A 21,042-nucleotide genomic window follows, 5' to 3' on the forward strand; every position below is an offset into this window, starting at 1 on the left:
CGGCGGGCCGGCTCTGTCCGGGAAGTTCGGCCAACAGGGCCGGCCAGAGAACACCCGCCAAACACGACGGAACTATGGAGCGGAGCCTCGCCTGATAGGCTGCGGGGGCGCTCCATCGCGAGGGCCTCGCATGCCATATTCGCGAGGGCGCAGCAATCCGGGGACGCATGCACCGTCCCGGTGGTGGAAAACTTCCGTTCTGGTTAGAAGACCTGCGGCAGCGGCCCGTCCGCGCCGGCCTTCCGTGCAGCGCCAATGAGGCAAGCCCCGCCCATGTCCGACTATCTGCCTCTTCACGAAGCCGTCATCCCGGAGCTGCCGAACTATTATCGCGGCAAGGTCCGCGAGAATTACGACCTGCCCGACAACCGCCGCATCCTGATCTCGACCGACCGGTTGTCCGCCTTCGACCGGGCGATCGCCTCGATCCCGCTGAAGGGTCAGGTGCTGACGCAGACCGCGCGCTACTGGTTCGAGCAGACCGCCGATATCTGCCCCAACCATGTCCTGGAATATCCCGACCCGAACGTCGTCGTCGGCCAGCGACTGGAAATCCTGCCGGTCGAGATGGTGGTGCGCGGCTATCTCGCCGGCACGACCGGCACCTCGATCCTGACCATGTACAAGCAGGGCCGGCGCGAGATGTACGGCATGACCCTGCCGGATGGCCTGCGCGACAACGAGGCGCTGCCGCAAGCGATCATCACCCCGACCAGCAAGGCCTTCGACGGCGGGCATGACGAGCCGCTCTCGGCCGCCCAGATCGTCGGGGAGGGGCTGCTGACGCAGAAGCAATGGGACGAGATCTCGGCTTATGCGCTGGCGCTCTTCGCCCGCGGCCAGAAGCTCGCCCGCGAGCGCGGCCTGATCCTCGCCGATACCAAGTACGAGTTCGGCACCGATCCCGAGGGTCGCATCGTACTGGCCGACGAGATCCATACGCCGGATTCGAGCCGCTACTGGTTCGCCGAAAGCTACCCGGAGCGCTTCGCGTCCGGCGGCAAGCCCGAATCCTTCGACAAGGATTTCGTGCGCAACTGGGTGGTGGCGCGCTGCGATCCCTATACGCAGGACCTGCCGCCGATCCCGCAGGAGCTGATCGACCAGACCTCCGCGGTCTATGTTCGGGCCTACGAGGCGATCACCGGGACGTCGTTCGCCTATCCGCCGAAGGGCGAAGACCCGGCCGAGCGGATCCGCCGCAACCTTGCGCGTTACTTCTGAGAGACGGGGCGATCAGGCCCCGTCTTCCTCGCGATAGTTCCCTGCCAGATGGCGGCCGCGCTCGGTCAGGGTCGAGAGCACGCGCTCGAACACCTTGAGTTCGTCGGGCGCGATGCCCTCGATCCAGCGTGCCTCGAAGCCGAGAGCCAGCGGCACGATCTGATCGTAGATGCGCTTGCCCGCCGGCGTCAGCGTCACGAAGGACTCGCGCCGGTCCTGCCGGTTCTCGGCGCGCGAGACGAGGCCGCGTTTCTCCAGCTCGTTGACGGCGCGCGAGACCTTGGTCTTGTGCATCTGCGCGAGCTCGCCGATGTCGCGCGAGGTCAGCTTGCCGAATTCGCCGAGCTGCGCGACGACCCGCCATTCCGGGATGCCGATGCCAAAATGCTCGCCATAGATGCGCCCGAGCGCCCTGCCGCCGAGCGTGCCGACGACATTGAGGCGATAGGGCAGGAAGCGCTCCAGATGGAGCGCCTGGTCTTCCGCTTCTGCGGTTGTCTTCTTCGTCATGGTGAGGACCCGACGCTTCAGCGCGCCTTCAGCCGGTTCATGAACGTGTCGTAGGACAGTTCCCCGAGCTGCCACCAAAGCAGGTTCTCGCCGCGGAACGCGACCATCGAATCGTAGCCCTTCTTGAAGTCAGGGCTCTTGGCGCTGGTCTCGGCGTAATATTCCTCGGCCGCCTTCAGCGCTGCTTCCATCACGGGCAGTGGGAAACCGCGCAACTGCGCGCCTTGCGCCACCAGACGTCGCAGGCCGCCCGGGTTCACGAAGTCGTATTTCGCCAGCATCCAGTTATTGGCCGCCTCGCAGGCGTTCTGCACGATCGCCTGATAGTGCTTCGGCAGCTTGGCCCAGGCGTCCTTGCCGATGATCAGGTGCAGCATCGCGCCGCCCTCCCACCAGCCGGGATAGTAGTAGTACTTGGCGACGCGGATGAAGCCGAGCTTCTCGTCGTCATAGGGGCCGACGAACTCGGCCGCGTCGATCGAGCCGCGTTCCAGGGCGGGATAGACGTCGCCCGGCGCGATCTGCGTCGGCACCACGCCGAGCTTGGCGAGCACTGAGCCGCCCATGCCGCCGATACGGAACTTCAGGCCCTTCAGATCGTCCAGGCCCTTGAGCTCGCTGCGGAAGAAGCCGCCCATCTGGCAGCCCGAATTGCCGCACGGGATCGAATAGGCGTTGAAGCGGTCGAGCACGCCGTTCACGATCTGCTCGCCGCCGCCGAAATACCACCAGCTATGCTGCTGGCGGGCATTGAGGCCGAAGGGGATGCCGGTGCCGAGGCCCAGCGTCGGGTCCTTGCCGATGTAGAAATAGGTCGGCGAATGCGCGCACTCGACCGTGCCGGACGAGACCGCGTCGAGCGCCTGCAGGCCGGGCACGATCTCGCCAGGTGCGAAGACCTGGATCTCGAACTTGCCGTCGGTCGCCTCGGATACGTATTTCGAGAATTGCTGGGCCGTGCCGTAGATCGTGTCGAGCGACTTCGGGAAGCTCGACGTCAGCCGCCATTTCACTTCGGGCTGGGACTGCGCGACCGCCGGCATCGCGACCGTCGTCGCGGCTGCGGCCAGGGCGCCGGATTTCAAAAAGCTGCGACGTTCCATATGGTTTCCTCCCGAAGGCTTGTTATGCCTTTATTGGCGCGTCCGGGAAGGAATGAAAAGACATGAAACTTGCCTCGCTCGCGCATGGCCGTGACGGCCGTCTCGTCGTCGTCTCGCGTGATCTCACCCGTGCCACCGATGCCTTTCCCGTCGTGCCGACCTTGCAGGCGGCGCTCGACGATTGGGGGCGACATGCTCCGCGCCTCGCCGATCTCGCCGAGGGGCTGGAGCACGGCTCGGTCCCGTCCTTCCGCTTTCACGAGCATGACTGCGCCGCGCCGCTGCCGCGCGCCTATCAGTGGCTCGATGGCTCGGCCTATGTGAATCATGTCGATCTCGTCCGGAAGGCACGCGGTGCCGCCATGCCGGAGAGCTTCTGGACCGACCCGCTGATGTACCAGGGCGGCAGCGATGCCTCACTCGGCCCGCGCCAGGCCGTGCAGGCCCGCAGCGAGGAGGACGGCATCGATTTCGAGGCCGAGATCGCGGTCGTCACCGGCGATGTGCCGATGGGCGCGACCCGCGAGGACGCGCTCGGGTCGATCCGCCTCGTCATGCTCGTCAACGACGTAAGCTTGCGGAATCGGATTCCCAGCGAATTGGCGAAAGGCTTTGGATTCGTTCAGTCAAAGCCATCCTCGGCCTATTCGCCGGTGGCGGTGACGCCGGACGAACTGGGTGGCGCCTGGCGCGATGGGCGGCTGCATCTGCCGCTTCTGGCGCTGGTCAACGGCACGCTGTTCGGCAAGCCCGATGCAGGCACCGACATGACCTTCGATTTCGGCACGCTGATCGCCCATGCCGCGGCGACGCGCCGCCTCTCGGCCGGCACGGTCATCGGCGCGGGCACGGTCTCCAATCGCGATGCCGATGGCGGTCCCGGCCGGCCGGTGGCGGAAGGCGGGCAGGGCTATGCTTGCATCGCCGAGCAACGCACGGTCGAGACGATCCGAGGCGGTGAGCCGAAAACGCCGTTCCTGCGCTTCGGTGACACGGTGCGCATCGAGATGAAGGATGCCGCGGGGCATTCGATCTTCGGCGCGATCGAGCAGGATATCCTGCCGCACGGCTGATCCGCTCCCCGGCTGCCTCCATCTTGGCGGCAGCCGGGCAGCCGGATAACCTCCACGCCTGTAGCGCCCAAGCCGAGACGCGAGAGCCATGACCGAGACCGTGCCGTTCTATTCGACTGCCATCCCGCTGGCCTTCTTCGTCTGGGGGCCGGTGCTGGTGGTAGTGCTGTTCTGGCTGGTCGGCCTCTGGTCGAACCGGCAGGGCGTGCCGCGGATCCTGGAGGGCGACTGGGACGGCTACAGCGTCGCCGATGTCGAGAAGCTGTTCACGATCTATGGCGAGGACACCCGCGCCCGCTACCGCAACCGGGTGCTCCCGGCCGATGTCGCCTGCGCCTTCACCTATGCCATCGTCGGCGGCCTGATCGTCGCCGGTCTTGCGATGCGCGGGCAGCCCTGGTGGGTGGCGGCGCTCTGCGGCGGCGGCTGGCTCATCGGCGGGCTCTGCGACGTCGCCGAGAATTTTGCCCTGGCGCGCATGCTCGATCGCTATCCGCAGGTCGATGGCGGCAATGTCGCCTTCGCCAGCACGATGACGCGGCTGAAGCTCGTTCTGTTCGCGCTTGGCGTCATCGGCGCGCTTGCGGCCGCCTATCTCGTCTTCAAGCCGCTGGCGGGCTGAGGCTGCGCCACGCCTCGCGCTTGAGCCGAAAACGCGTGGCGATCACGGCCGGGTGGCCGATCACGATCATCGGGTCCATCGGCGCCGGCGTGAAGCCGAGCCGTTCGGCCAGGCGGACCGACGCCAGATTGAGCGGGTGCGTCGTGACGGCGATGCTTGGTAACGCGAGCGTCTCGAAACCATGCCGCAGCAGGCACGCGGCCGCTTCCCGCGCATAGCCCCGGCCCCAGCTCGCGACCGTGAACCGGTAGCTCAACTGGACATCCTCGGCTGCGTCACCGTCCGGGATCAGCCCGACATAGCCCAGGAATCTGTCAGGTTCGGTTTTCGCGAAGACGGACCAGTAGCCCAGCCCCCCTTCGACATGGCTGAAGCTGCGCGCCGCGACGGCCTCGCGACTCATCGCGGGATTTCCGACGGCGGCGATATGCTTCATCACCGCCGGATCGGCGTTCATCGCCGCAATGGCGTCAATATCCCCGAGCGAGCGCGGGCGCAGTAGCAGGCGCTCGCTTTCCAGTTCCGGCAGCATGGCTTCGTTGGTCCGGTCGTTACTCGTAGATCGACATGGTGCGGCGCAGAACTCTGGTGCGCCGCCGCTCGGCATCCCATATCGTGCCGGGCGTCAAGCTGGAACGCGCCGGGAGAATGGGAATGCTGCTTCGTCGTTGGGTCCTGGCCGCGCTGGCCCTCACCCTGTCGGGAATGATGCTGCCGCCGGCCTCGGCGCAGGAAGACCTGATCTTCCGCAAATCCACCGTCTGGAAGATGCTGACGCCGAACGACAAGCTCGCGGTCTACGGCGTCGACGATCCCCTCGTCGAAGGCGTCGCCTGCCATTACACCGTGCCCGAGAAGGGTGGCGTCTCCGGCATGTTCGGTGTCGCCGAGGAGGTTTCCGAGGTTTCGCTCGCCTGCCGCCAGATCGGCCCGATCAAGTTCAGGGAGAAGGCGGATCAGGGCGATGTCGTCTTCCGCGAGCGCCGTTCGCTGGTCTGGAAGAAGATGCAGATCGTCCGCGGCTGCGACGCCAAGCGCAACGTGCTGGTCTATCTCGTCTATACCGACAAGCTGATCGACGGTTCGCCGCAGAACTCGACCTCGACCGTCCCGATCATGCCCTGGGGCACCTCGGGCGAGCCGCCGAAATGCTCGGAATGGATTCGCTGAGTCTGAAAATTATTCGCCGCAGGTGATGCTGAGCGGCTGCTCGGCCGCCTGCGCCGGGCTCGGCTTCGTCACCGAGCCGGTGAAATCCTCGCGGTTGGCGATGCCGAAGGCGACCGCCTTGCCGAAGCCCTGCGACTCGCACCAGGCGTTGGCGACGATCTTGCCGCATTCGGCCTTGGTGGAGATGCAGTCGGCGACGCCATAGCCGTCGCTGGCCGGGATCAGGAAGGTGCGCGGCTCGTTAGCGGCCGCGGCCGTATGGCTGGTCGGCATGACCGACAACGAGATGCCGGCGGCGACGATCCCGAGCAATCCGACGAAGGCCACGGCGCGGCGCATGAATTTGGGTTCCTGATGGGCAACGGGCGCAGAACCCGCGAATCGGGAGGATGGTTCCGGCCGGTTAAATTTGAGTGAACCGGGCAACCTTCGGGCAATGCTGCATTGCAGCAATCGGCGCCCTCTTGACGGAAAGCCCGCGGAAAGGCAATCAGGTCCGATCATGACGCGAGCCGCCATCAACAGCCCCAGCATTATTTGCCGCTAGCTTTCGCTGGCCGGCTGCTCACGTCCTCGTCCTGAAAAACGAACCGACAAAAGCGCCCCCGGCCAGCGGCCAGGTCGCCCTTTCGTATTTCGCCGTTCGTTTCCCAGGATTTAGCCCGATGTCGCCGACCCTGAGGCTCTACAACACGCTGACGCGGACGAAGCAGGACTTCGTGCCGATCGATCCGTCGAATGTCCGCATGTATGTCTGCGGCCCGACGGTCTACGATTACGCCCATATCGGCAATGCCCGCCCGGTCATCGTCTTCGACGTGCTCTATCGGCTGCTGCGCCACATCTATGGCGCCGATCACGTCACCTATGCCCGCAACCTCACGGACGTCGACGACAAGATCAACGCGCGTGCGGCGCGCGACTATCCCGGCCTGCCGCTGAACGAGGCGATCGCCAAGGTCACCGAGACGACGACGGCGCAGTTCCACGCCGATATCGATGCGCTCGGCACTTTGCGCCCGACGACGGAGCCGCGCGCCACAGAGCATATCGAGGAGATGAAGGCGATCATCGAGCGCCTGATCGCGCGCGGCGTCGCCTATGTCGCCGAGGAGCATGTGCTCTTCCATGTCCCGGCCGTCGCGCATCTCGTCAAGGCGCCGAAATACGGCACGCTCGCCCGCCGTTCGCTCGACGAGATGCTGGCCGGCGCCCGCGTCGACGTCGCGCCCTATAAGCGCGACGCGATGGATTTCGTGCTGTGGAAGCCGAGCCGCGACGGCATCGATCCGGGCTGGCCGTCGCCGGCCGGCATCGCCACGCCCGGCCGCCCCGGCTGGCATATCGAGTGCTCGGCCATGTCGATGGCGAAGCTGCTGACCCCCTTCGGCGGCGGGCTCGCCTGCGACGATCCCATGAAGAACGTCTTCGACATCCATGGCGGCGGCATCGATCTCGTCTTCCCGCACCACGAGAACGAGATCGCCCAGTCCTGCTGCGCCTTCGGCGCGGCGGAAGGGCAGCCGCTGATGGCCAATATCTGGATGCATAACGGCTTCCTGCAGGTCGAAGGCGAGAAGATGTCGAAGAGCCTCGGCAACTTCGTCACGATCAACGAACTGCTGGAGACGGAGGTGTTCGGCGGCCGGACCTGGCCGGGCGAGGTGCTGCGCCTTGCGATGCTCAAGACGCATTACCGCCAGCCTATCGATTGGACGGTGAAGGCGCTGGAGGAGGCGGAGAAGACGCTGCAAGACTGGGCGGAAGCCGCGCAGGGCGTGACGGCCTCGAAGCCGTCGGCCGAACTGCTCGATGCGCTGGCGGACGATCTCAATACCGCCCGCGTGCTGGCCGAACTGCATGCCCTCCGTAAGACAGGCGACCTGCCGGCGCTGCTGGCCGGCCTCGACCTGCTCGGCATTGCACTGCCGGAGGTGGCGGCACCTGCCGTCGTCGCGCCCGAGGTGGAACGCCTGATCGCCGCCCGCCTCGATGCCCGCCGCGCGAAGAACTTCGCCGAGTCCGATCGCCTCCGCGACGAACTCGCGGCGATGGGCATCGCGCTCAAGGACGGCAAGGATCCCGCCACCGGCGAGCCGACGACCAGCTGGGAGGTGAAGCGATGAGCCCGAAGATCCGCCCGGCGGGCTCGCTTTCCTTCGCCATCAAGCTGGTCATGCTGGCCATGGTCGTGCCGCGCGTCGTCCGCTTCAAATTGAGGCGGGAGCGATGAGCGCGGCACGCGTCCATCTCTTCGACACGACGTTGCGCGACGGCGCCCAGACCACGGGCGTCGATTTCTCGCTCGACGACAAGCGTGCGGTCGCAGCTCTGCTCGACCGTCTCGGCGTCGACTATGTCGAGGGCGGCTATCCCGGCGCCAACCCGCTGGATACCGCGTTCTTCGAGGAGAAGGCGACGAAGCAGGCCAAGTTCGCCGCCTTCGGCATGACCAAGCGGGCAGGGCGCTCGGCCGCCAACGACCCCGGCATCGCCGCGCTGCTGGAGGCGAAGGCCGACGCCATCGTCTTCGTCGCCAAGAGCTGGGACTATCATGTCCATGTCGCCTTGGAGATTTCGCTCGAGGAGAACCTCGCCGGCATCCGCGAGAGCGTCGAAGCAGCCAAAGCTGCCGGTCGTGAGGTGATGCTCGATTGCGAGCATTTCTTCGATGGTTACAAGGCGAATCCCGACTATGCGCTCGCCTGCGCCCACACCGCCTATGAGGCCGGTGCCCGCTGGGTCGTGCTCTGCGACACCAATGGCGGCACGCTGCCGGACGAAGTCGGCGCGATCGTGCGCGAGGTCGCCAAGACCGTGCCGGGCGACAATCTCGGCATCCATGCTCATGACGATTGCGGCTGCGCCGTTGCCAATTCGCTGGCGGCGGTCGAGGCCGGCGCCCGCCAGATCCAGGGGACGCTCAACGGACTTGGCGAGCGCTGCGGCAATGCCAATCTCGTCACCTTGATCGGCGCGCTGAAGCTCAAGGAGCGCTATCGCGACCGCTTCGAACTCGGCGTCAGCGAGGACCAGCTCGGCGAACTCACACATGTCTCGCGCGCGCTGGACGAGATGCTGAACCGCGCGCCGAACCGCCACGCGCCCTTCGTCGGCTCCTCGGCCTTCGCCACCAAGGCCGGCATCCACGCCTCGGCCGTGCTGAAGGACCCGCGCACCTACGAGCATGTAGCGCCGGAAACGACCGGCAATACCCGCAAGGTCCTGATCTCCGACCAGGGCGGCAAGTCGAACCTCGTCGCCGAGCTGGAGCGCATCGGCGTCACGCTCGGCCGCGATGACCCGCGCCTCAACCGCGTGCTGCAGGAGGTCAAGGACAAGGAAGCGCAGGGCTATGCCTTCGAGGGCGCCGATGCCTCCTTCTTCCTGCTGGTGAAGCGCATCCTCGGCGAAGTTCCGGATTACTTCGCGGTCGAGCGTTTCGCCGTGAATGTCGAGCGTCGTTACAACGCGCTGGGCGAGCTCGTTACCTTTTCCGAGGCGATCGTGAAGGTGAAGGTCGGCGACGATGTGCTGATCTCGGCGGCGGAAGGCGATGCCGGCCCGGTCAACGCGCTCGACATCGCCCTGCGCAAGGACCTCGGCCAGTACCAGTCGCTGATCGGCGGCTTGCGGCTGGTGGACTACAAGGTCCGCATCTTCCAGGGCGGTACCGATGCGGTCACGCGTGTGCTGATCGAGTCGGGCGACGAGACCGGCGAGCGCTGGACCACCGTCGGCGTCAGCGCCAACATCATCGACGCCTCGTTCCAGGCGTTGGTCGACTCGATCACCTACAAGCTGGTCAAGGCCGGCGCGACGGCGTGACCTTTTCCTTCTCCCCTCGGGGGAGAAGGTGTCTGCGTAGCAGACGGATGAGGGCCGTCTTGGCGATCGCGTGCCTTCCCTCATCCGTCAGCGCTTCGCGCTGCCACCTTCTCCCCCGAGGGGAGAAGGGAACAACCTCACTCCGTCAGGCGGATGACCCGGTCCTTGCACAGGTCCATATCGGCGTCGCTCTCGGCTTCGTCGTCGAATTTCGCCTGCACCGTATAGGCGCAGCCCTGCGGCTTGTTGAGCTTGAGCGCGATGCTCTTGCCGGGCGCCAAGGGCTTGGCGAGCTTGGCGACGAGGCGCGGCTGATCGCCCGGCGTCGCGATCGCGAAATTGCTCAAGGGTACGGTGCGCTGGTTGGTGATCGTGATCTGAGGATGTGGCCGGGAGCCCTGTGCCATGGCGGGCAGCGCGAGGATGACGGCGGCGGCAATGCCGATCCCGGAGGCGACAAGCTGTTGAGCCTTCATGATATTTCCTTCCCCATCTTGAGCGTCGGGTGCCCCGGGCGGATCAGATACCGGGGATGGGGCGATGGCAAGGCAGCTTTCGGGCAGCCCGAGCCATGTTCCCCACGCAACGACATTCCCCTGCAACGGTGCGCGATTGCGTCTATATGAACGCGCCAACTGGAATCGTTTGAAAATGTCCGCGCCGTCAGCGCCGCCTCCGGCGTCGAGTTTCCAACGCTCTGCCGTGATCCAGCCTGGGTCCGGCTTCTTCGCCACCTTCCGCGCGCTCTGGCCCTATCTCTGGCCGGCGGAACGGGCGGATCTGCGCGGCCGCGTCGTCGCCGCCTTCGCTCTGATGCTGGCCGGGCGCCTCGTGCTGATGGGCGTGCCCTTCACCTTCAAATGGGTGACCGATGCGCTGGCAGGCACCTATTCGAACCTGGAGAAATGGCTGCCCTGGCTGGTCGGCGCGCCCCTGGCGCTGACGGTGCTCTACGGCCTCGCCCGCGTCGGCGCCGCGGCCTTCGTCCAGATGCGCGACGCCATCTTCGCCCCGGTCTTCATGCATGCGGTGCGCACGCTCGCGCTCCAGACCTTCGGCCATCTCCACCATCTCTCGCTGCGCTTCCATCTGGAGCGTAAGACGGGCGGGCTCACCCGCGTGCTGGAGCGCGGCCGCAACGGCATCGAGGAGATGGTGCGCCTCGGCCTCAACCAGCTCGTGCCGGTGATCATCGAGGTGATCCTGATCATCACGGTGCTGCTGTACCTGTTCGACTGGCGCTATGTCGTCGTGCTGGTCACGATGGTCACGGCCTACATGACCTACACCATCAAGGCGACGGAGTGGCGCATCGCCATCCGCTCGGCGATGAACGAGTCCGATACCGACGCCAACGCCAAGGCGATCGACTCGCTGCTGAACTACGAGACGGTGAAGTATTTCGGCGCCGAAGCCCGCGAGACGGCGCGCTACGACCAGTCGATGGCGCGCTACGAGCGCAACTCGATCAAGTCCTACACCTCGCTCGCCTGGCTCAATTTCGGCCAGGCCGCGATCTTCGCGGTGGGGCTGACGCTCTCGATGGTCATGGCGGTGCGCGGCTTCCAGGCCGGCACCAACACGGTCGGCGACCTCATCCTGATCAACGCGATGCTGATCCAGCTCTATTTGCCGCTGAATTTCATGGGTACGGTCTATCGCGAGATCAAGCAGGCGACGCTAGACATCGCGCAGATGTTCTCGCTGATCGGCCGCGATCCCGAGATCCAGGACAAGCCCGGCGCGAAGCCGCTGGCTGTGCCGGCCGGCGAGGTCGCCTTCGAGGACGTGCATTTCGCCTATGTGCCGGAGCGGCCGATCCTGCGCGGCGTCTCGTTCAAGGTCCTGCCGGGGCAGACCGTCGCCATCGTCGGCCCGTCCGGCGCCGGCAAATCGACGATCTCACGCCTGCTCTTCCGCTTCTACGAGCCGCAGAAGGGCCGCATCCTGATCGACGGCCAGCCGATCGCCGATGTCCAGCAGGTCAGCCTGCGGGCCGCGATCGGCATGGTCCCGCAGGACACCGTGCTGTTCAACGACACGATCGAGTACAACATCCTCTACGGACGCCCCGAGGCGACGACGGCCGAGGTCGAGGAGGCGGCGCGCCTCGCCCAGATCGACCGCTTCATCCGCCTGCTGCCCGAGGGCTACGCGACCTCGGTCGGCGAACGCGGCCTGAAGCTCTCCGGCGGCGAGAAGCAGCGCGTCGCCATCGCCCGCACCATCCTGAAGGGCCCGCCGGTGCTCGTCCTCGATGAGGCCACCTCAGCGCTCGATTCCTTCACCGAGAAGGAAATCCAGGACGCGCTCGACCGGGTCAGCGAGGGTCGCACCACACTGGTCATCGCGCACAGGCTCTCGACCGTGGTCAATGCCGACGAGATCATCGTGCTCGACAAGGGCCAGATCGTCGAGCGCGGCCACCATCGTGACCTCCTCGCCGCCGATGGCGTCTATGCCGCGATGTGGAACCGCCAGCGCGAGGTCGACGAGGCCAAGGCGACGCTCCAGCGCGCGACCGAGGCCGAAGGCGAAAGCGTTCGGGTGACATTGTCGTAGAGTATCGGCCGTACTCCGTCATGCTCGCCCTTGTGGCGAGCATCCACGTCTTGAGCACCGGCCTTGACAACGGAAGACGTGGATGGTCGGGACAAGCCCGACCATGACGGCAAGGGCAGCCACTGCCTGTCAGCCGGCCAGTTTGAAATCCCTCGCAACTGCGGTCCGTTTCCTGCATGTTGCCCCGGCAGGGTGAAGCTGTGGGGCTGCCATGTTTGATCCGACCACATTCGTAGGTTTTCACACCTGGCTCAGCCTCGTGGCCATCGTCGCCGGGTTTCCCGTGACGATGGGGCTGCTCCACGGACATACGCGGCCGGGCTGGACCGGTGTGTTCCTCTCGACCGCCTTCGCCACGAGTGCGACCGGCTTCGGCTTCCCGTTCAGCGGGGTGCTGCCGTCCCATATCGTCGGCGCCATCCATATCGCGCTGGTCGCGATCGCCGCCTTTGCGCTCTACGGGCGGATGCTGGAGGGTAGCTGGCGCCGCATCTATGCGATCATGGCCGTGCTGTCCTTCTACCTGCTGGTCTTCGTGCTGGTCGCACAGCTCTTCGGCAAGGTGCCGGCCCTGCGGGCGCTGGCTCCGACTCAATCCGAGCCGCCCTTCGCCATCGCCCAGGGCATCGTCCTCGTCGTTTTCGCCCTGCTGACCTGGAAGGCGGCCGTCCGCTTCGTCCAGGTTCCGCATCGGGCCGCGTGACGGAGCCGCCCGCGACACCACGCGCTATCCACCGGCGCGGGCCGGGGCTTTCCCTTCGCGCTGGAACCCCCTAAATCAGCGCAACGCTCGCAGCCGGCTTCCGGCGGCGACAAGCAATTCCCGTGCGCCTTGCGCCGGCAGCCCAACGGAACCCACCTCATGTCCCTCGTCGATTCCGTCCGCAAGGTGATCGTGCCCATCCACAAGGAGGGCTATGTCTTCATCGCGATCGGCCTCGTCGCGACGATCATCCTCGCCAATCTCTGGTCGCCCTTCGGCTGGATCGGCGCGATTCTCACGATCTGGATCTGCTATTTCTTCCGCGATCCCGTCCGCGTCACGCCGCAACGGGAAGGGCTGGTGATCTCGCCGGCCGACGGCCGCATCAGCCAGATCGCGCAGTCGCTTCCGCCGCCGGAGCTCGAGCTGCCGGCCGAGCCGATGACCCGCATCTCGATCTTCATGAACGTCTTCGACTGCCATGTGAACCGCGCTCCCGTGCCCGGCCGCATCGCCAAGATCGCCTATACGCCCGGCCTCTTCCTCAATGCCGAGCTCGACAAGGCGAGCGACGATAACGAGCGCAACGCGCTGGCGATCGAAACGAAGTCCGGCATCGTCGGCGTCGTCCAGATCGCCGGCCTGATCGCGCGCCGCATCGTGCCCTTCGTCAAGGAGGGCGACGTGCTCGGCACCGGCGAACGCTTCGGCCTGATCCGCTTCGGTTCGCGCGTCGACGTCTACCTGCCGAGCCATGTCGTACCGCTGGTCGGCGAGGGCCAGACCGCGATCGCCGGCGAGACCGTGCTCGCTGACCTGACCGGCAACGAGCCGATCGCGCGCAGCTTCTGCGACATCTGAGGGGCGGCTTTCGGGGGGCATATCTAAAGGGGAGTGTCATCCCGTGCGCGCTGCGGCGCGAAGTGCCGCTGCGCAGACACGGGACCGCCCTCCGAAAGAGGCTCCCCTCCAGCGCTCCCAAGAAGAGCGCCTCTTCCTGTCAACGATCCCGCATCTGCGCCGCGGCCCGTCGCGCCGCAGCGCGTGCGGGATGACACGCGTCGGCGCCTAGCCTCTCATCGCGAAACCGCGTATTCCGGCTGACATGAGCGACCTGTTTCCTCCCTTCGAGCCCGAGCGCGCCGAATCCAAGCGCGCCCGCTTCAAGCCGATTCCCTTCCGGCTGCTGGCGCCGAACGTCATCACGCTGCTGGCGCTCTGCCTTGGCCTGACCGCGATGCGCCTCATCGTCGAGGGCAAGCTGGAGACGGCGACGATCTGCATCCTGATCGCGGCGGCGCTCGACGGCGTCGACGGCCGTCTGGCTCGTCTGTTGAAGGGCACCTCGCGTTTCGGCGCCGAGCTCGATTCGCTCTCCGATTTCGTCAATTTCGGCGTGGCCACCGGCTATGTCCTGTGGATCTTCGTCCTGCACGACCTGAAGTCCGTCGGCTGGATCATCGTGCTGACGCTGGCCTGCGCCATGGCGCTCAGGCTCGCGCGCTTCAACGTGATGATCGACGATCCCGACCGGCCGGACTGGCAGAAGAACTTCTTCGTCGGCATGCCGGCCCCGGCCGGCGCGATCACTGCCATGCTGCCGGTCTATCTCCACATCATCGGCGTGCCCGTGCAGGAATACGGCGCGCTGCCGGTCGGCATCTACATCCTGTTCATCGCCTTCCTGACGATCTCGCGCATCCCCTGCTATGCCGGCAAGACGCTCGGCACGCGTATCCCGCGAACGCAGGTCCTGCCGATCTTCGTCGCGGTCGTGATCGTCGCGGGCCTGCTCTTCGCCTACACCTTCGAGGTGCTGACGATCGTCGTGCTCGCCTATCTCGCGCTGATTCCGGTCAGCGTCGCGCGCTACCGCAAGCTGGAGCGGGAGCATGCGCTCACCGCGCCGGTGCCTGCGGCGGAAACCGCTACAGACAACGGTCAGGCTGATCGCGTTAGCTGATGCTCAGCGGCGATAGCCGCTGAGCCGCGCCGCATTGGCGCGGGTGCGTCGCGCGAAGGGTTCCAGCGTGCTGTCCGCGGCTCTGACGGCCGCCGTCGCCAGGTCGAACTGGCCAGGCGGGTTCAGCGCCAGCCCCCACCAGAAGGCCGTCGCGGCTTGCGTCGCAGCGACGCTGCTCTCGACCACGGCCGAGACCTTTTCGAGCACGGCCTTGGCGGCCTCGCGCTGGCCGCGGCTGTCGCCGAAGGCGCCCTTCATCAGGAGCGGCATCCGCATGGCGATGGTCAGGCCGGCTTCCGCATGCATGGACATGACGCGCGCGGCGAGAACCTGCGCCTCCGCCCCGGTCGCAAGGGCGGAGCCCGTCGATTTGCGCGTTCGAGGCATGAGGGGAGCTCCCGTAGGCCGACGAGACAAGACGGCGAAATGCCGAGGGGAGCGAAGTCTGCCGTCAATAGTCCGGCTTGGCAATGCCTGGTATACCAGCGCTCCCGCCCGGATTTCAGGCAGGGGCACCGACGAGGCGAATGGAGAGCATGTGGTTCGCCCTCGCTCCGCGCAGGCGAATGGATTTATCGCACTGCCAAAATGCTCTAAGGCTTGAGCCGCGCCGCAATCCTCCGGCGCCTTAATCCTGTCGAGCAGCCTGTTGAGCCTTTTCTCCTCTCCCAAACATCCCGGCTGGCGGCCGATGCTCGTCCTCGCATCGGCCTCACCGCGCCGCCTCGCGCTGCTGGAGCAGGCCGGGCTGAAGCCGGACGCGCTGCTGCCCGCCGATCTCGACGAGACTCCGCAAAAAAGCGAGCGCCCGCGCGATCTCGCCCGCCGGCTGGCGCGCGAGAAGGCGCAGGCCGCACGCGAGGGCGCCAAGGCACGGGCCGATCTCGAAGGCTGCTACATCCTCGCCGCCGATACGGTCGTCGCGGTCGGCCGGCGCATCCTGCCCAAGGCTGAGATCGTCGACGAGGCTGCCGCTTGCCTGCGCCTGCTCTCGGGCCGTGCCCACCGCGTCTATACCGGCGTCGCGCTGGTGACGCCGTCGGGCGCGATCCGTGACCGCATCGTCGAGACGCGCCTGCGCTTCAAGCGTCTCTCCACCGAGGATATCGAGACCTATCTCGCCTCTGGCGAATGGCGCGGCAAGGCTGGCGGCTATGCCGTGCAGGGCATTGCCGGCTCCTTCGTCGTCAAGCTCGTCGGTTCCTATACCGGCGTCGTCGGCCTGCCGCTCTACGAGACGGTGAACCTCCTCGGTGGCGAGGGCTTCCCGATCCGCTTCGGCTGGATGAACGCAGCCTGATACGGCGTCCGTGCGGGTTGCAGGATCGCGCTTCGGGGCTGATCGTGCGGTCGGGAAACGCACTGACGGGAGGGAAGCGGAGATGACGGGACGTCTGAGCGGCAAGGTCGCGATCGTGGCCGGGGCGGGGTCGATCGGGCCGGGCTGGGGCAACGGCAAGGCGACAGCGACCATCTTCGCCCGCGAAGGCGCCAAGGTCGTCTGTGCCGACATCAACCGCGATGCGGCCGAGGAGACGGCAGGCATCATCCGCAACGAAGGCGGCGAGGCCTTCGCCATGCAGGTCGACGTCACCAAGGCGGCGCAGGTCTCCGATCTCGTCGCCCACGCGCTCGGCCGCTATGGTCGCATCGACATTCTCGACAACAATGTCGGCATCGCCGAAGTCGGCAGCGTAGTCGATCTCTCCGAAGAGGTCTGGGAGCGCGTCTTCCGGGTCAATCTCACCGGCGCCTTCCTGGCGATGAAGCATGTCATCCCGGTGATGCAGCGGCAGTTCGAGGAGACGGGCGAGGGCGGCTCGATCATCAACATCTCGTCGATCGCCTCGATCCGCCATACCGGCGTCCCTTACGCCAGCTATTCGGCGACCAAGGCGGCCCTCAACCAGCTCACCCGCACGACGGCGGTGCAATACGCGCCCCAGAAGATTCGCGTGAACGCGATCCTGCCCGGCCTGATGAAGACGCCTATGGTCGAGCATTCCGCCGGCCTCGCCGCCGTCTATGGCAAGGGCGATGTCGATGCGATGTGGGCTGCGCGTGCGGCGCAGGTCCCGATGGGGCATATGGGCGAGGCCTGGGACGTGGCCAATGCCGCGCTCTTCCTCGCCAGCGACGAGTCGCGCTACGTCACCGGCATCGAACTCGTCGTCGATGGAGGCATCACGCTCAAATATGACTGACACCGAAAACGCACCGCCGGCCGCAAAGCCCTGTCCGATCTGCGGCAAGCCGGCGGTGGTACGCTTCAAGCCGTTCTGCTCGGCGCGCTGCGCCGATATCGATCTCGGCCGCTGGCTGAAGGGCAGCTATGTCATCCCCGGCGAGCCCGTCGACGAGGCGGAAGAGGGCGCGCCACAGCAGCGCGAACGCGAGGACTGAACCTCCGCGAACATGGATTGAGTTCTGGGCGCGCATCGGTGCAAGCTGAGGCGCTGAAGCTATCGAACGGTCATCCATGGACACAGGTCTTCCCAGTGTGGTGTCGCAGCCGGTTTTCGCTTCGCTGACACGTTCGGCGATCTTCCTGGTCGTGACGATCGATCCGGGCAGCGGGCCGGAAGCAGCGGTGCGCGGCCTGTGTGCAGACCTGTCCGGGCTGCTCCGGGCGGTGGGCTTCCGCGATCTCCAGGGCAACCTGTCCTGCGTGATGGGGATCGGCTCGCGGGCCTGGGACCGGCTGTTCGACGGGCCGCGGCCGCAGGAGCTGCATCCGTTCCGGGAGATCCGCGGCGTGCATCACGCTGTCTCGACGCCGGGTGACATCCTGTTCCACATCCGTTCGACCAAGCGGATGGACCTGTGCTTCGAACTGGCCCGCCAGATCATGATCCGGCTCGACGGCGCGGTCACGGCCGTCGACGAGGTCCATGGCTTCAACTATTTCGACGATCGCGACCTGATCGGCTTCGTCGACGGCACCGAGAACCCGCGCGGGCCGGACGCGATCCGCGCTACCCTGATCGGCGACGAGGACGCTGCCTTCACGGGGGGAAGCTATGTCATCGTCCAGAAATACCTGCATGACCTCGCTGCTTGGGACAGGGTGCCGGTCGAGGAGCAGGAGAACATCGTCGGGCGCCACAAGCTCTCGGATATCGAGCAGCCGGACGCGCTGAAGAAGCCCTATGCCCATAATGTCCTGACCAGCATCACCGAGGATGGCGAGCCGGTCGACATCCTCCGCGACAACATGCCCTTCGGCCAGGCCGGCACGGGCGAAGCCGGCACCTATTTCATCGGCTATTGCCGTACGCCGCGGCGGATCGAACGCATGCTGGAGAACATGTTCGTGGGCTCCCCGCCGGGCAATTACGACCGCCTGCTGGACTTCAGCCGGGCGGTCACCGGCTCGCTTTTCTTCGTGCCGACCGCGACCTTCCTGGACGCGTTGACCCCGGAGAAGGCGCCGCCCGCACCTGCTCCCGCGACGCCCGAGCCGGCGGCTCCATCCCTTCCGAGCAAGCCTCCCGGCGACGGCTCGCTCGGCATCGGCTCCCTGAAGGAAGAGGCAGGCCATGAATAATCTGCACCGGGAGCTCGCTCCCATCTCGGACGCTGCCTGGGCCGAGATCGAGGAGGAGGCCGCGCGCACGCTGAAGCGCTATCTGGCGGCGCGCCGCGTCGTCGATGTCGACGGCCCGAAGGGTACGGCCTATGCCGCGGCTGGGACCGGCCATACCCGCCCGATCGAGGCGCCGGATCCGGGAATCCGCTCGCTCTTGCGCGAGGCGCAGCCTCTGGTCGAATTGCGGGTGCCGTTCACGCTGACGCGCGAGGCGATCGACGATGTCGAGCGCGGCTCGGACGATTCGGACTGGCAGCCGGTCAAGGATGCCGCCAGGACGATCGCCTTCGCCGAGGATCGCGCCGTATTCGAGGGCTATGCCGCGGCCGGGATCACCGGCATCCGCCAGGGCAGCAGCAACGCCGCCGTGCCCTTGCCGGCCGTTCTCGACGATTATCCCGAGGCGGTCGCCCGCGCGCTGAACGACCTCAAGCTCGCCGGCTGCAACGGCCCCTATGCGCTGGTGCTCGGCGGCGAGGCCTACCGCGCGGCGAGCGGTGGCAACGAGGAGGGCTACCCGATCTTCCACCATCTCGAGCGCATCGTCGATGGCGGGGTGATCTGGGCGCCGGCCATCGAAGGCGGCTTCCTCGTGACTACGCGCGGCGGCGATTTCGAGCTCGATCTCGGCCAGGATATCGCGATCGGCTATCTCAGCCACGATGCCAAGACCGTCGAGCTCTACCTCCAGGAGAGCTTCACCTTCCGTATGCTCACCTCGGAAGCCGCCGTCGCGCTGACGCCGCCGAGCTCATGACGGCGGCAGACGACCATCACGTCGTCATCGTCGGTGCCGGCTTCGGCGGGCTCGAAGCGGCGCGCAACCTCGCCGGCGCCCCGGTCAGGATCACGATGATCGACCAGCGCAATCACCACCTGTTCCAGCCCTTGCTCTACCAGGTCGCGACGGCCTCGCTGCCGACCTCCGAGATCGCCTGGCCGATTCGCTTCCTGCTGCGCGGCTACAAGAACGTCACCACGCTGCTCGGCGCGGTCACTGGCGTCGACCGGGCGAACAAGCAGGTGCTGCTGGAAGGCGAGGGGCCGATCGGCTTCGACACGCTGATCCTGGCGACCGGCGCGCGCCACGCCTATTTCGGCCATGACGAATGGGAGCCGTATGCGCCGGGAGTGAAGACGCTGGAGGATGCGACGCGCATCCGGCGGCGCATCCTCTCGGCCTTCGAGCAGGCGGAATGGGAGACGAACCCGGCCCGCCGGGCCGAATGGCTGACCTTTGTGATCATTGGCGCAGGGCCGACAGGCGTCGAGCTCGCCGGCACCATCGCCGAGTTGGCGCATGACACGCTGCGCGGCGATTTCCGCAATGTCGATACGCGCAGCGCCCGCGTCATCCTGGTCGAGGCCGGGCCGCGCATCCTCGCGGGCTTCACCGAGGACCTTTCGTCCTATGCCGAGCGGGCGCTGGAGCGCCTCGGCGTTGAGGTCAGGCTGGGCCAGCCGGTTTCCGATTGTCGCGCGGACGGCATCATGCTCGGCGAAGAGTTCCTGCCGGCCCGGACCACTCTCTGGGCCGCGGGCGTGGCGGCCTCGCCAGCGGCGGAATGGCTCGAGGCGCCGTCCGACCGGGCGGGGCGCGTTCGCGTCGAGCCCGATCTCACGGCCCCCGGCCGGCCCGATATCTTCGTGATCGGCGATACCGCCTTCGTGGCGGGCACGGACGGCAAGCCGGTGCCCGGCGTCGCGCCGGCAGCCAAGCAGCAGGGCCTCTACGTTGCCGGCCTCATCAAGGCGCGGCTGCAGGGCAAGCCGGCTCCGCCGCCCTTCGCCTACCGGAATGCCGGCAATCTCGCGACGATCGGCAAGCGCGCGGCGATCGTCGATTTCGGCTGGATCAAGCTGCGCGGGCGCCTGGCCTGGTGGATCTGGGGCATCGCCCATATCTTCTTCCTGATCGGCCTGCGCAATCGCCTCGCCGTCGCGCTCAACTGGCTCTGGATCTATGTCAGCGGCCATCGCAGCGCCCGACTCATCACGCAGCGCGACCCTGGGAGCGGCAGCGCGTCGCGGTGATGCTGACGGCCCGACTGGAAAGAACCAGCTAACCAAACGGCAGGTTTGACCCTGCTGCCGCCCCGCATCGATGATAGTCTGAACCCTGGCTAACCGGCGTAATCTCCTTGTCCTCGGAGGAGCCATGGCTGACTGGATCCAAGATTTGCTGGCGCGTGACATCGAAACGCTGCGCGCCGACGTGCTCAGGGCGGGCGTTCTCAACGCAAAGGCCCTTCAGGAATGCGCGGAAGCCCATATTGCCCATCTTCACGACGTCCTGCGGGAGACCCGCGAGCTGCAGGAAGCCTCGTTCCAGGTGATGAACGATGTCATCGGCTTCGCGAAACTGCTCTACGGCCATGCCGCGATCGCCGAATCGGAGCAGGGCCGACATGCGGCGCTGGTAGCCATCGATCGCCTCGCTGCCGTGCTCGGCCATTGCGAAGCGCGGGAGGCGACGGTTTCCTCCTGAACGGGATCGGGACAGGCGGGATCAACGCCCATTTTGACCTGCTCCGTCCACAGGCTCGAAGCGCGTCGGGGCCTCATTGAAGAAAGCCGGCTGAAGTGACTGGACAGGCCGGGCGGCTGCCTCTATATCGCCCCCACCAACACGGACGGCCTCGCGCCGCTCCCGGTTCGCCCAGGTAGCTCAGTTGGTAGAGCATGCGACTGAAAA

The 21,042-nt window shown here is 66.5% G+C and carries 23 protein-coding genes; 17 read left to right on the top strand and 6 right to left on the bottom strand.

Going from position 1 to position 21,042, the window contains the following annotated elements:
* The first annotated feature begins 273 nt into the window (after positions 1-273).
* Positions 274-1,224 (top strand): phosphoribosylaminoimidazolesuccinocarboxamide synthase, encoded by a 951-nt coding sequence (locus Q0Q36_RS01725; RefSeq protein WP_293795077.1) that lies wholly within the window; start codon positions 274-276, stop codon positions 1,222-1,224.
* Positions 1,225-1,236: 12 nt separating this feature from the next.
* Here Q0Q36_RS01725 and Q0Q36_RS01730 read toward each other — a convergent pair whose 3' ends face one another.
* Positions 1,237-1,734 carry a MarR family winged helix-turn-helix transcriptional regulator gene (locus Q0Q36_RS01730; protein ID WP_293795078.1) on the bottom strand — a complete coding sequence of 166 codons (498 nt, stop codon included), beginning with the start codon at positions 1,732-1,734 and terminating at the stop codon, positions 1,237-1,239.
* 17 nt (positions 1,735-1,751) lie between these two features.
* The gene (locus tag Q0Q36_RS01735) at positions 1,752-2,837 is read right to left on the bottom strand and encodes a TRAP transporter substrate-binding protein (RefSeq protein WP_293795079.1); all 1,086 of its coding nucleotides are present in this window, start codon (positions 2,835-2,837) and stop codon (positions 1,752-1,754) included.
* A 62-nt stretch (positions 2,838-2,899) separates the two neighbouring features.
* Here Q0Q36_RS01735 and Q0Q36_RS01740 point away from each other — a divergent pair, with 62 nt between their 5' ends.
* Both Q0Q36_RS01740 and Q0Q36_RS01745 read left to right on the top strand, forming a co-directional pair.
* Positions 2,900-3,910, top strand: coding sequence for a fumarylacetoacetate hydrolase family protein (locus tag Q0Q36_RS01740; protein WP_293795080.1), 1,011 nt, complete (start codon positions 2,900-2,902; stop codon positions 3,908-3,910).
* A gap of 88 nt (positions 3,911-3,998) precedes the next feature.
* Complete coding sequence (locus Q0Q36_RS01745) at positions 3,999-4,532, top strand: hypothetical protein (RefSeq protein WP_293795081.1); 534 nt, start codon at positions 3,999-4,001, stop codon at positions 4,530-4,532.
* On the opposite strand, the gene Q0Q36_RS01750 is transcribed toward Q0Q36_RS01745, so the two are convergent.
* Positions 4,513-5,064, bottom strand: coding sequence for a GNAT family N-acetyltransferase (locus Q0Q36_RS01750; RefSeq protein ID WP_293795082.1), 552 nt, complete (start codon positions 5,062-5,064; stop codon positions 4,513-4,515). The two genes, Q0Q36_RS01745 and Q0Q36_RS01750, sit on opposite strands and share 20 nt — an antisense overlap.
* 122 nt (positions 5,065-5,186) lie before the next feature.
* Between Q0Q36_RS01750 and Q0Q36_RS01755 the strand changes: the two genes are divergently transcribed.
* Positions 5,187-5,702: a CreA family protein gene (locus Q0Q36_RS01755; RefSeq protein ID WP_293795083.1), complete on the top strand. Its 516-nt coding sequence runs from the start codon at positions 5,187-5,189 to the stop codon at positions 5,700-5,702.
* Between the two features lie 9 nt (positions 5,703-5,711).
* Here Q0Q36_RS01755 and Q0Q36_RS01760 read toward each other — a convergent pair whose 3' ends face one another.
* Positions 5,712-6,041 carry a hypothetical protein gene (locus Q0Q36_RS01760; protein WP_293795084.1) on the bottom strand — a complete coding sequence of 110 codons (330 nt, stop codon included), beginning with the start codon at positions 6,039-6,041 and terminating at the stop codon, positions 5,712-5,714.
* A 326-nt stretch (positions 6,042-6,367) separates the two neighbouring features.
* Between Q0Q36_RS01760 and cysS the strand changes: the two genes are divergently transcribed.
* Positions 6,368-7,828: a cysteine--tRNA ligase gene (gene cysS / locus Q0Q36_RS01765; RefSeq protein ID WP_293795085.1), complete on the top strand. Its 1,461-nt coding sequence runs from the start codon at positions 6,368-6,370 to the stop codon at positions 7,826-7,828.
* A 103-nt stretch (positions 7,829-7,931) separates the two neighbouring features.
* Entirely contained in the window at positions 7,932-9,530 is a 1,599-nt protein-coding gene (cimA, locus tag Q0Q36_RS01770; RefSeq protein ID WP_293795086.1) for a citramalate synthase, read from the top strand.
* Positions 9,531-9,667: 137 nt separating this feature from the next.
* On the opposite strand, the gene Q0Q36_RS01775 is transcribed toward cimA, so the two are convergent.
* Positions 9,668-10,006: a hypothetical protein gene (locus tag Q0Q36_RS01775; protein WP_293795087.1), complete on the bottom strand. Its 339-nt coding sequence runs from the start codon at positions 10,004-10,006 to the stop codon at positions 9,668-9,670.
* A gap of 136 nt (positions 10,007-10,142) precedes the next feature.
* On the opposite strand from Q0Q36_RS01775, the gene Q0Q36_RS01780 reads away from it, so the two are divergent.
* From Q0Q36_RS01780 to Q0Q36_RS01795, 4 genes are all read left to right on the top strand, one after another.
* A complete protein-coding gene (locus Q0Q36_RS01780; protein WP_293795116.1) occupies positions 10,143-12,092 on the top strand; it encodes an ABC transporter ATP-binding protein/permease in 1,950 nt (649 codons plus the stop codon).
* A gap of 211 nt (positions 12,093-12,303) precedes the next feature.
* Entirely contained in the window at positions 12,304-12,795 is a 492-nt protein-coding gene (locus Q0Q36_RS01785; RefSeq protein ID WP_293795088.1) for a hypothetical protein, read from the top strand.
* A 159-nt stretch (positions 12,796-12,954) separates the two neighbouring features.
* Positions 12,955-13,656, top strand: coding sequence for a phosphatidylserine decarboxylase (locus Q0Q36_RS01790; RefSeq protein ID WP_293795089.1), 702 nt, complete (start codon positions 12,955-12,957; stop codon positions 13,654-13,656).
* 244 nt (positions 13,657-13,900) lie between these two features.
* A complete protein-coding gene (locus tag Q0Q36_RS01795) occupies positions 13,901-14,758 on the top strand; it encodes a phosphatidylcholine/phosphatidylserine synthase (RefSeq protein WP_293795090.1) in 858 nt (285 codons plus the stop codon).
* A gap of 3 nt (positions 14,759-14,761) precedes the next feature.
* On the opposite strand, the gene Q0Q36_RS01800 is transcribed toward Q0Q36_RS01795, so the two are convergent.
* Positions 14,762-15,145, bottom strand: a complete 384-nt coding sequence (locus Q0Q36_RS01800; RefSeq protein ID WP_293795091.1) for a hypothetical protein — start codon at positions 15,143-15,145, stop codon at positions 14,762-14,764.
* Positions 15,146-15,449: 304 nt separating this feature from the next.
* On the opposite strand from Q0Q36_RS01800, the gene Q0Q36_RS01805 reads away from it, so the two are divergent.
* From Q0Q36_RS01805 to Q0Q36_RS01835, 7 genes are all read left to right on the top strand, one after another.
* Positions 15,450-16,058, top strand: a complete 609-nt coding sequence (locus Q0Q36_RS01805) for a Maf-like protein (RefSeq protein WP_265058626.1) — start codon at positions 15,450-15,452, stop codon at positions 16,056-16,058.
* An 82-nt stretch (positions 16,059-16,140) separates the two neighbouring features.
* Complete coding sequence (locus Q0Q36_RS01810) at positions 16,141-16,962, top strand: SDR family NAD(P)-dependent oxidoreductase (RefSeq protein WP_293795092.1); 822 nt, start codon at positions 16,141-16,143, stop codon at positions 16,960-16,962.
* Complete coding sequence (gene yacG, locus Q0Q36_RS01815) at positions 16,955-17,161, top strand: DNA gyrase inhibitor YacG (protein ID WP_293795093.1); 207 nt, start codon at positions 16,955-16,957, stop codon at positions 17,159-17,161. The genes Q0Q36_RS01810 and yacG overlap by 8 nt, the downstream gene beginning before the upstream one ends.
* Before the next feature lie 76 nt (positions 17,162-17,237).
* A complete protein-coding gene (locus tag Q0Q36_RS01820) occupies positions 17,238-18,305 on the top strand; it encodes a Dyp-type peroxidase (protein ID WP_293795094.1) in 1,068 nt (355 codons plus the stop codon).
* Positions 18,298-19,104: a family 1 encapsulin nanocompartment shell protein gene (locus tag Q0Q36_RS01825; RefSeq protein ID WP_293795095.1), complete on the top strand. Its 807-nt coding sequence runs from the start codon at positions 18,298-18,300 to the stop codon at positions 19,102-19,104. The genes Q0Q36_RS01820 and Q0Q36_RS01825 overlap by 8 nt, the downstream gene beginning before the upstream one ends.
* Positions 19,101-20,381, top strand: coding sequence for an NAD(P)/FAD-dependent oxidoreductase (locus tag Q0Q36_RS01830; RefSeq protein WP_293795096.1), 1,281 nt, complete (start codon positions 19,101-19,103; stop codon positions 20,379-20,381). Before Q0Q36_RS01825 ends, Q0Q36_RS01830 begins: the two co-directional genes overlap by 4 nt.
* A gap of 124 nt (positions 20,382-20,505) precedes the next feature.
* Positions 20,506-20,835 (top strand): hypothetical protein, encoded by a 330-nt coding sequence (locus tag Q0Q36_RS01835; RefSeq protein ID WP_293795097.1) that lies wholly within the window; start codon positions 20,506-20,508, stop codon positions 20,833-20,835.
* Positions 20,836-21,042: the final 207 nt, after the last annotated feature.

Source organism: uncultured Allobosea sp. (genome assembly GCF_945957345.1).
Classification (GTDB): domain Bacteria; phylum Pseudomonadota; class Alphaproteobacteria; order Rhizobiales; family Beijerinckiaceae; genus Allobosea.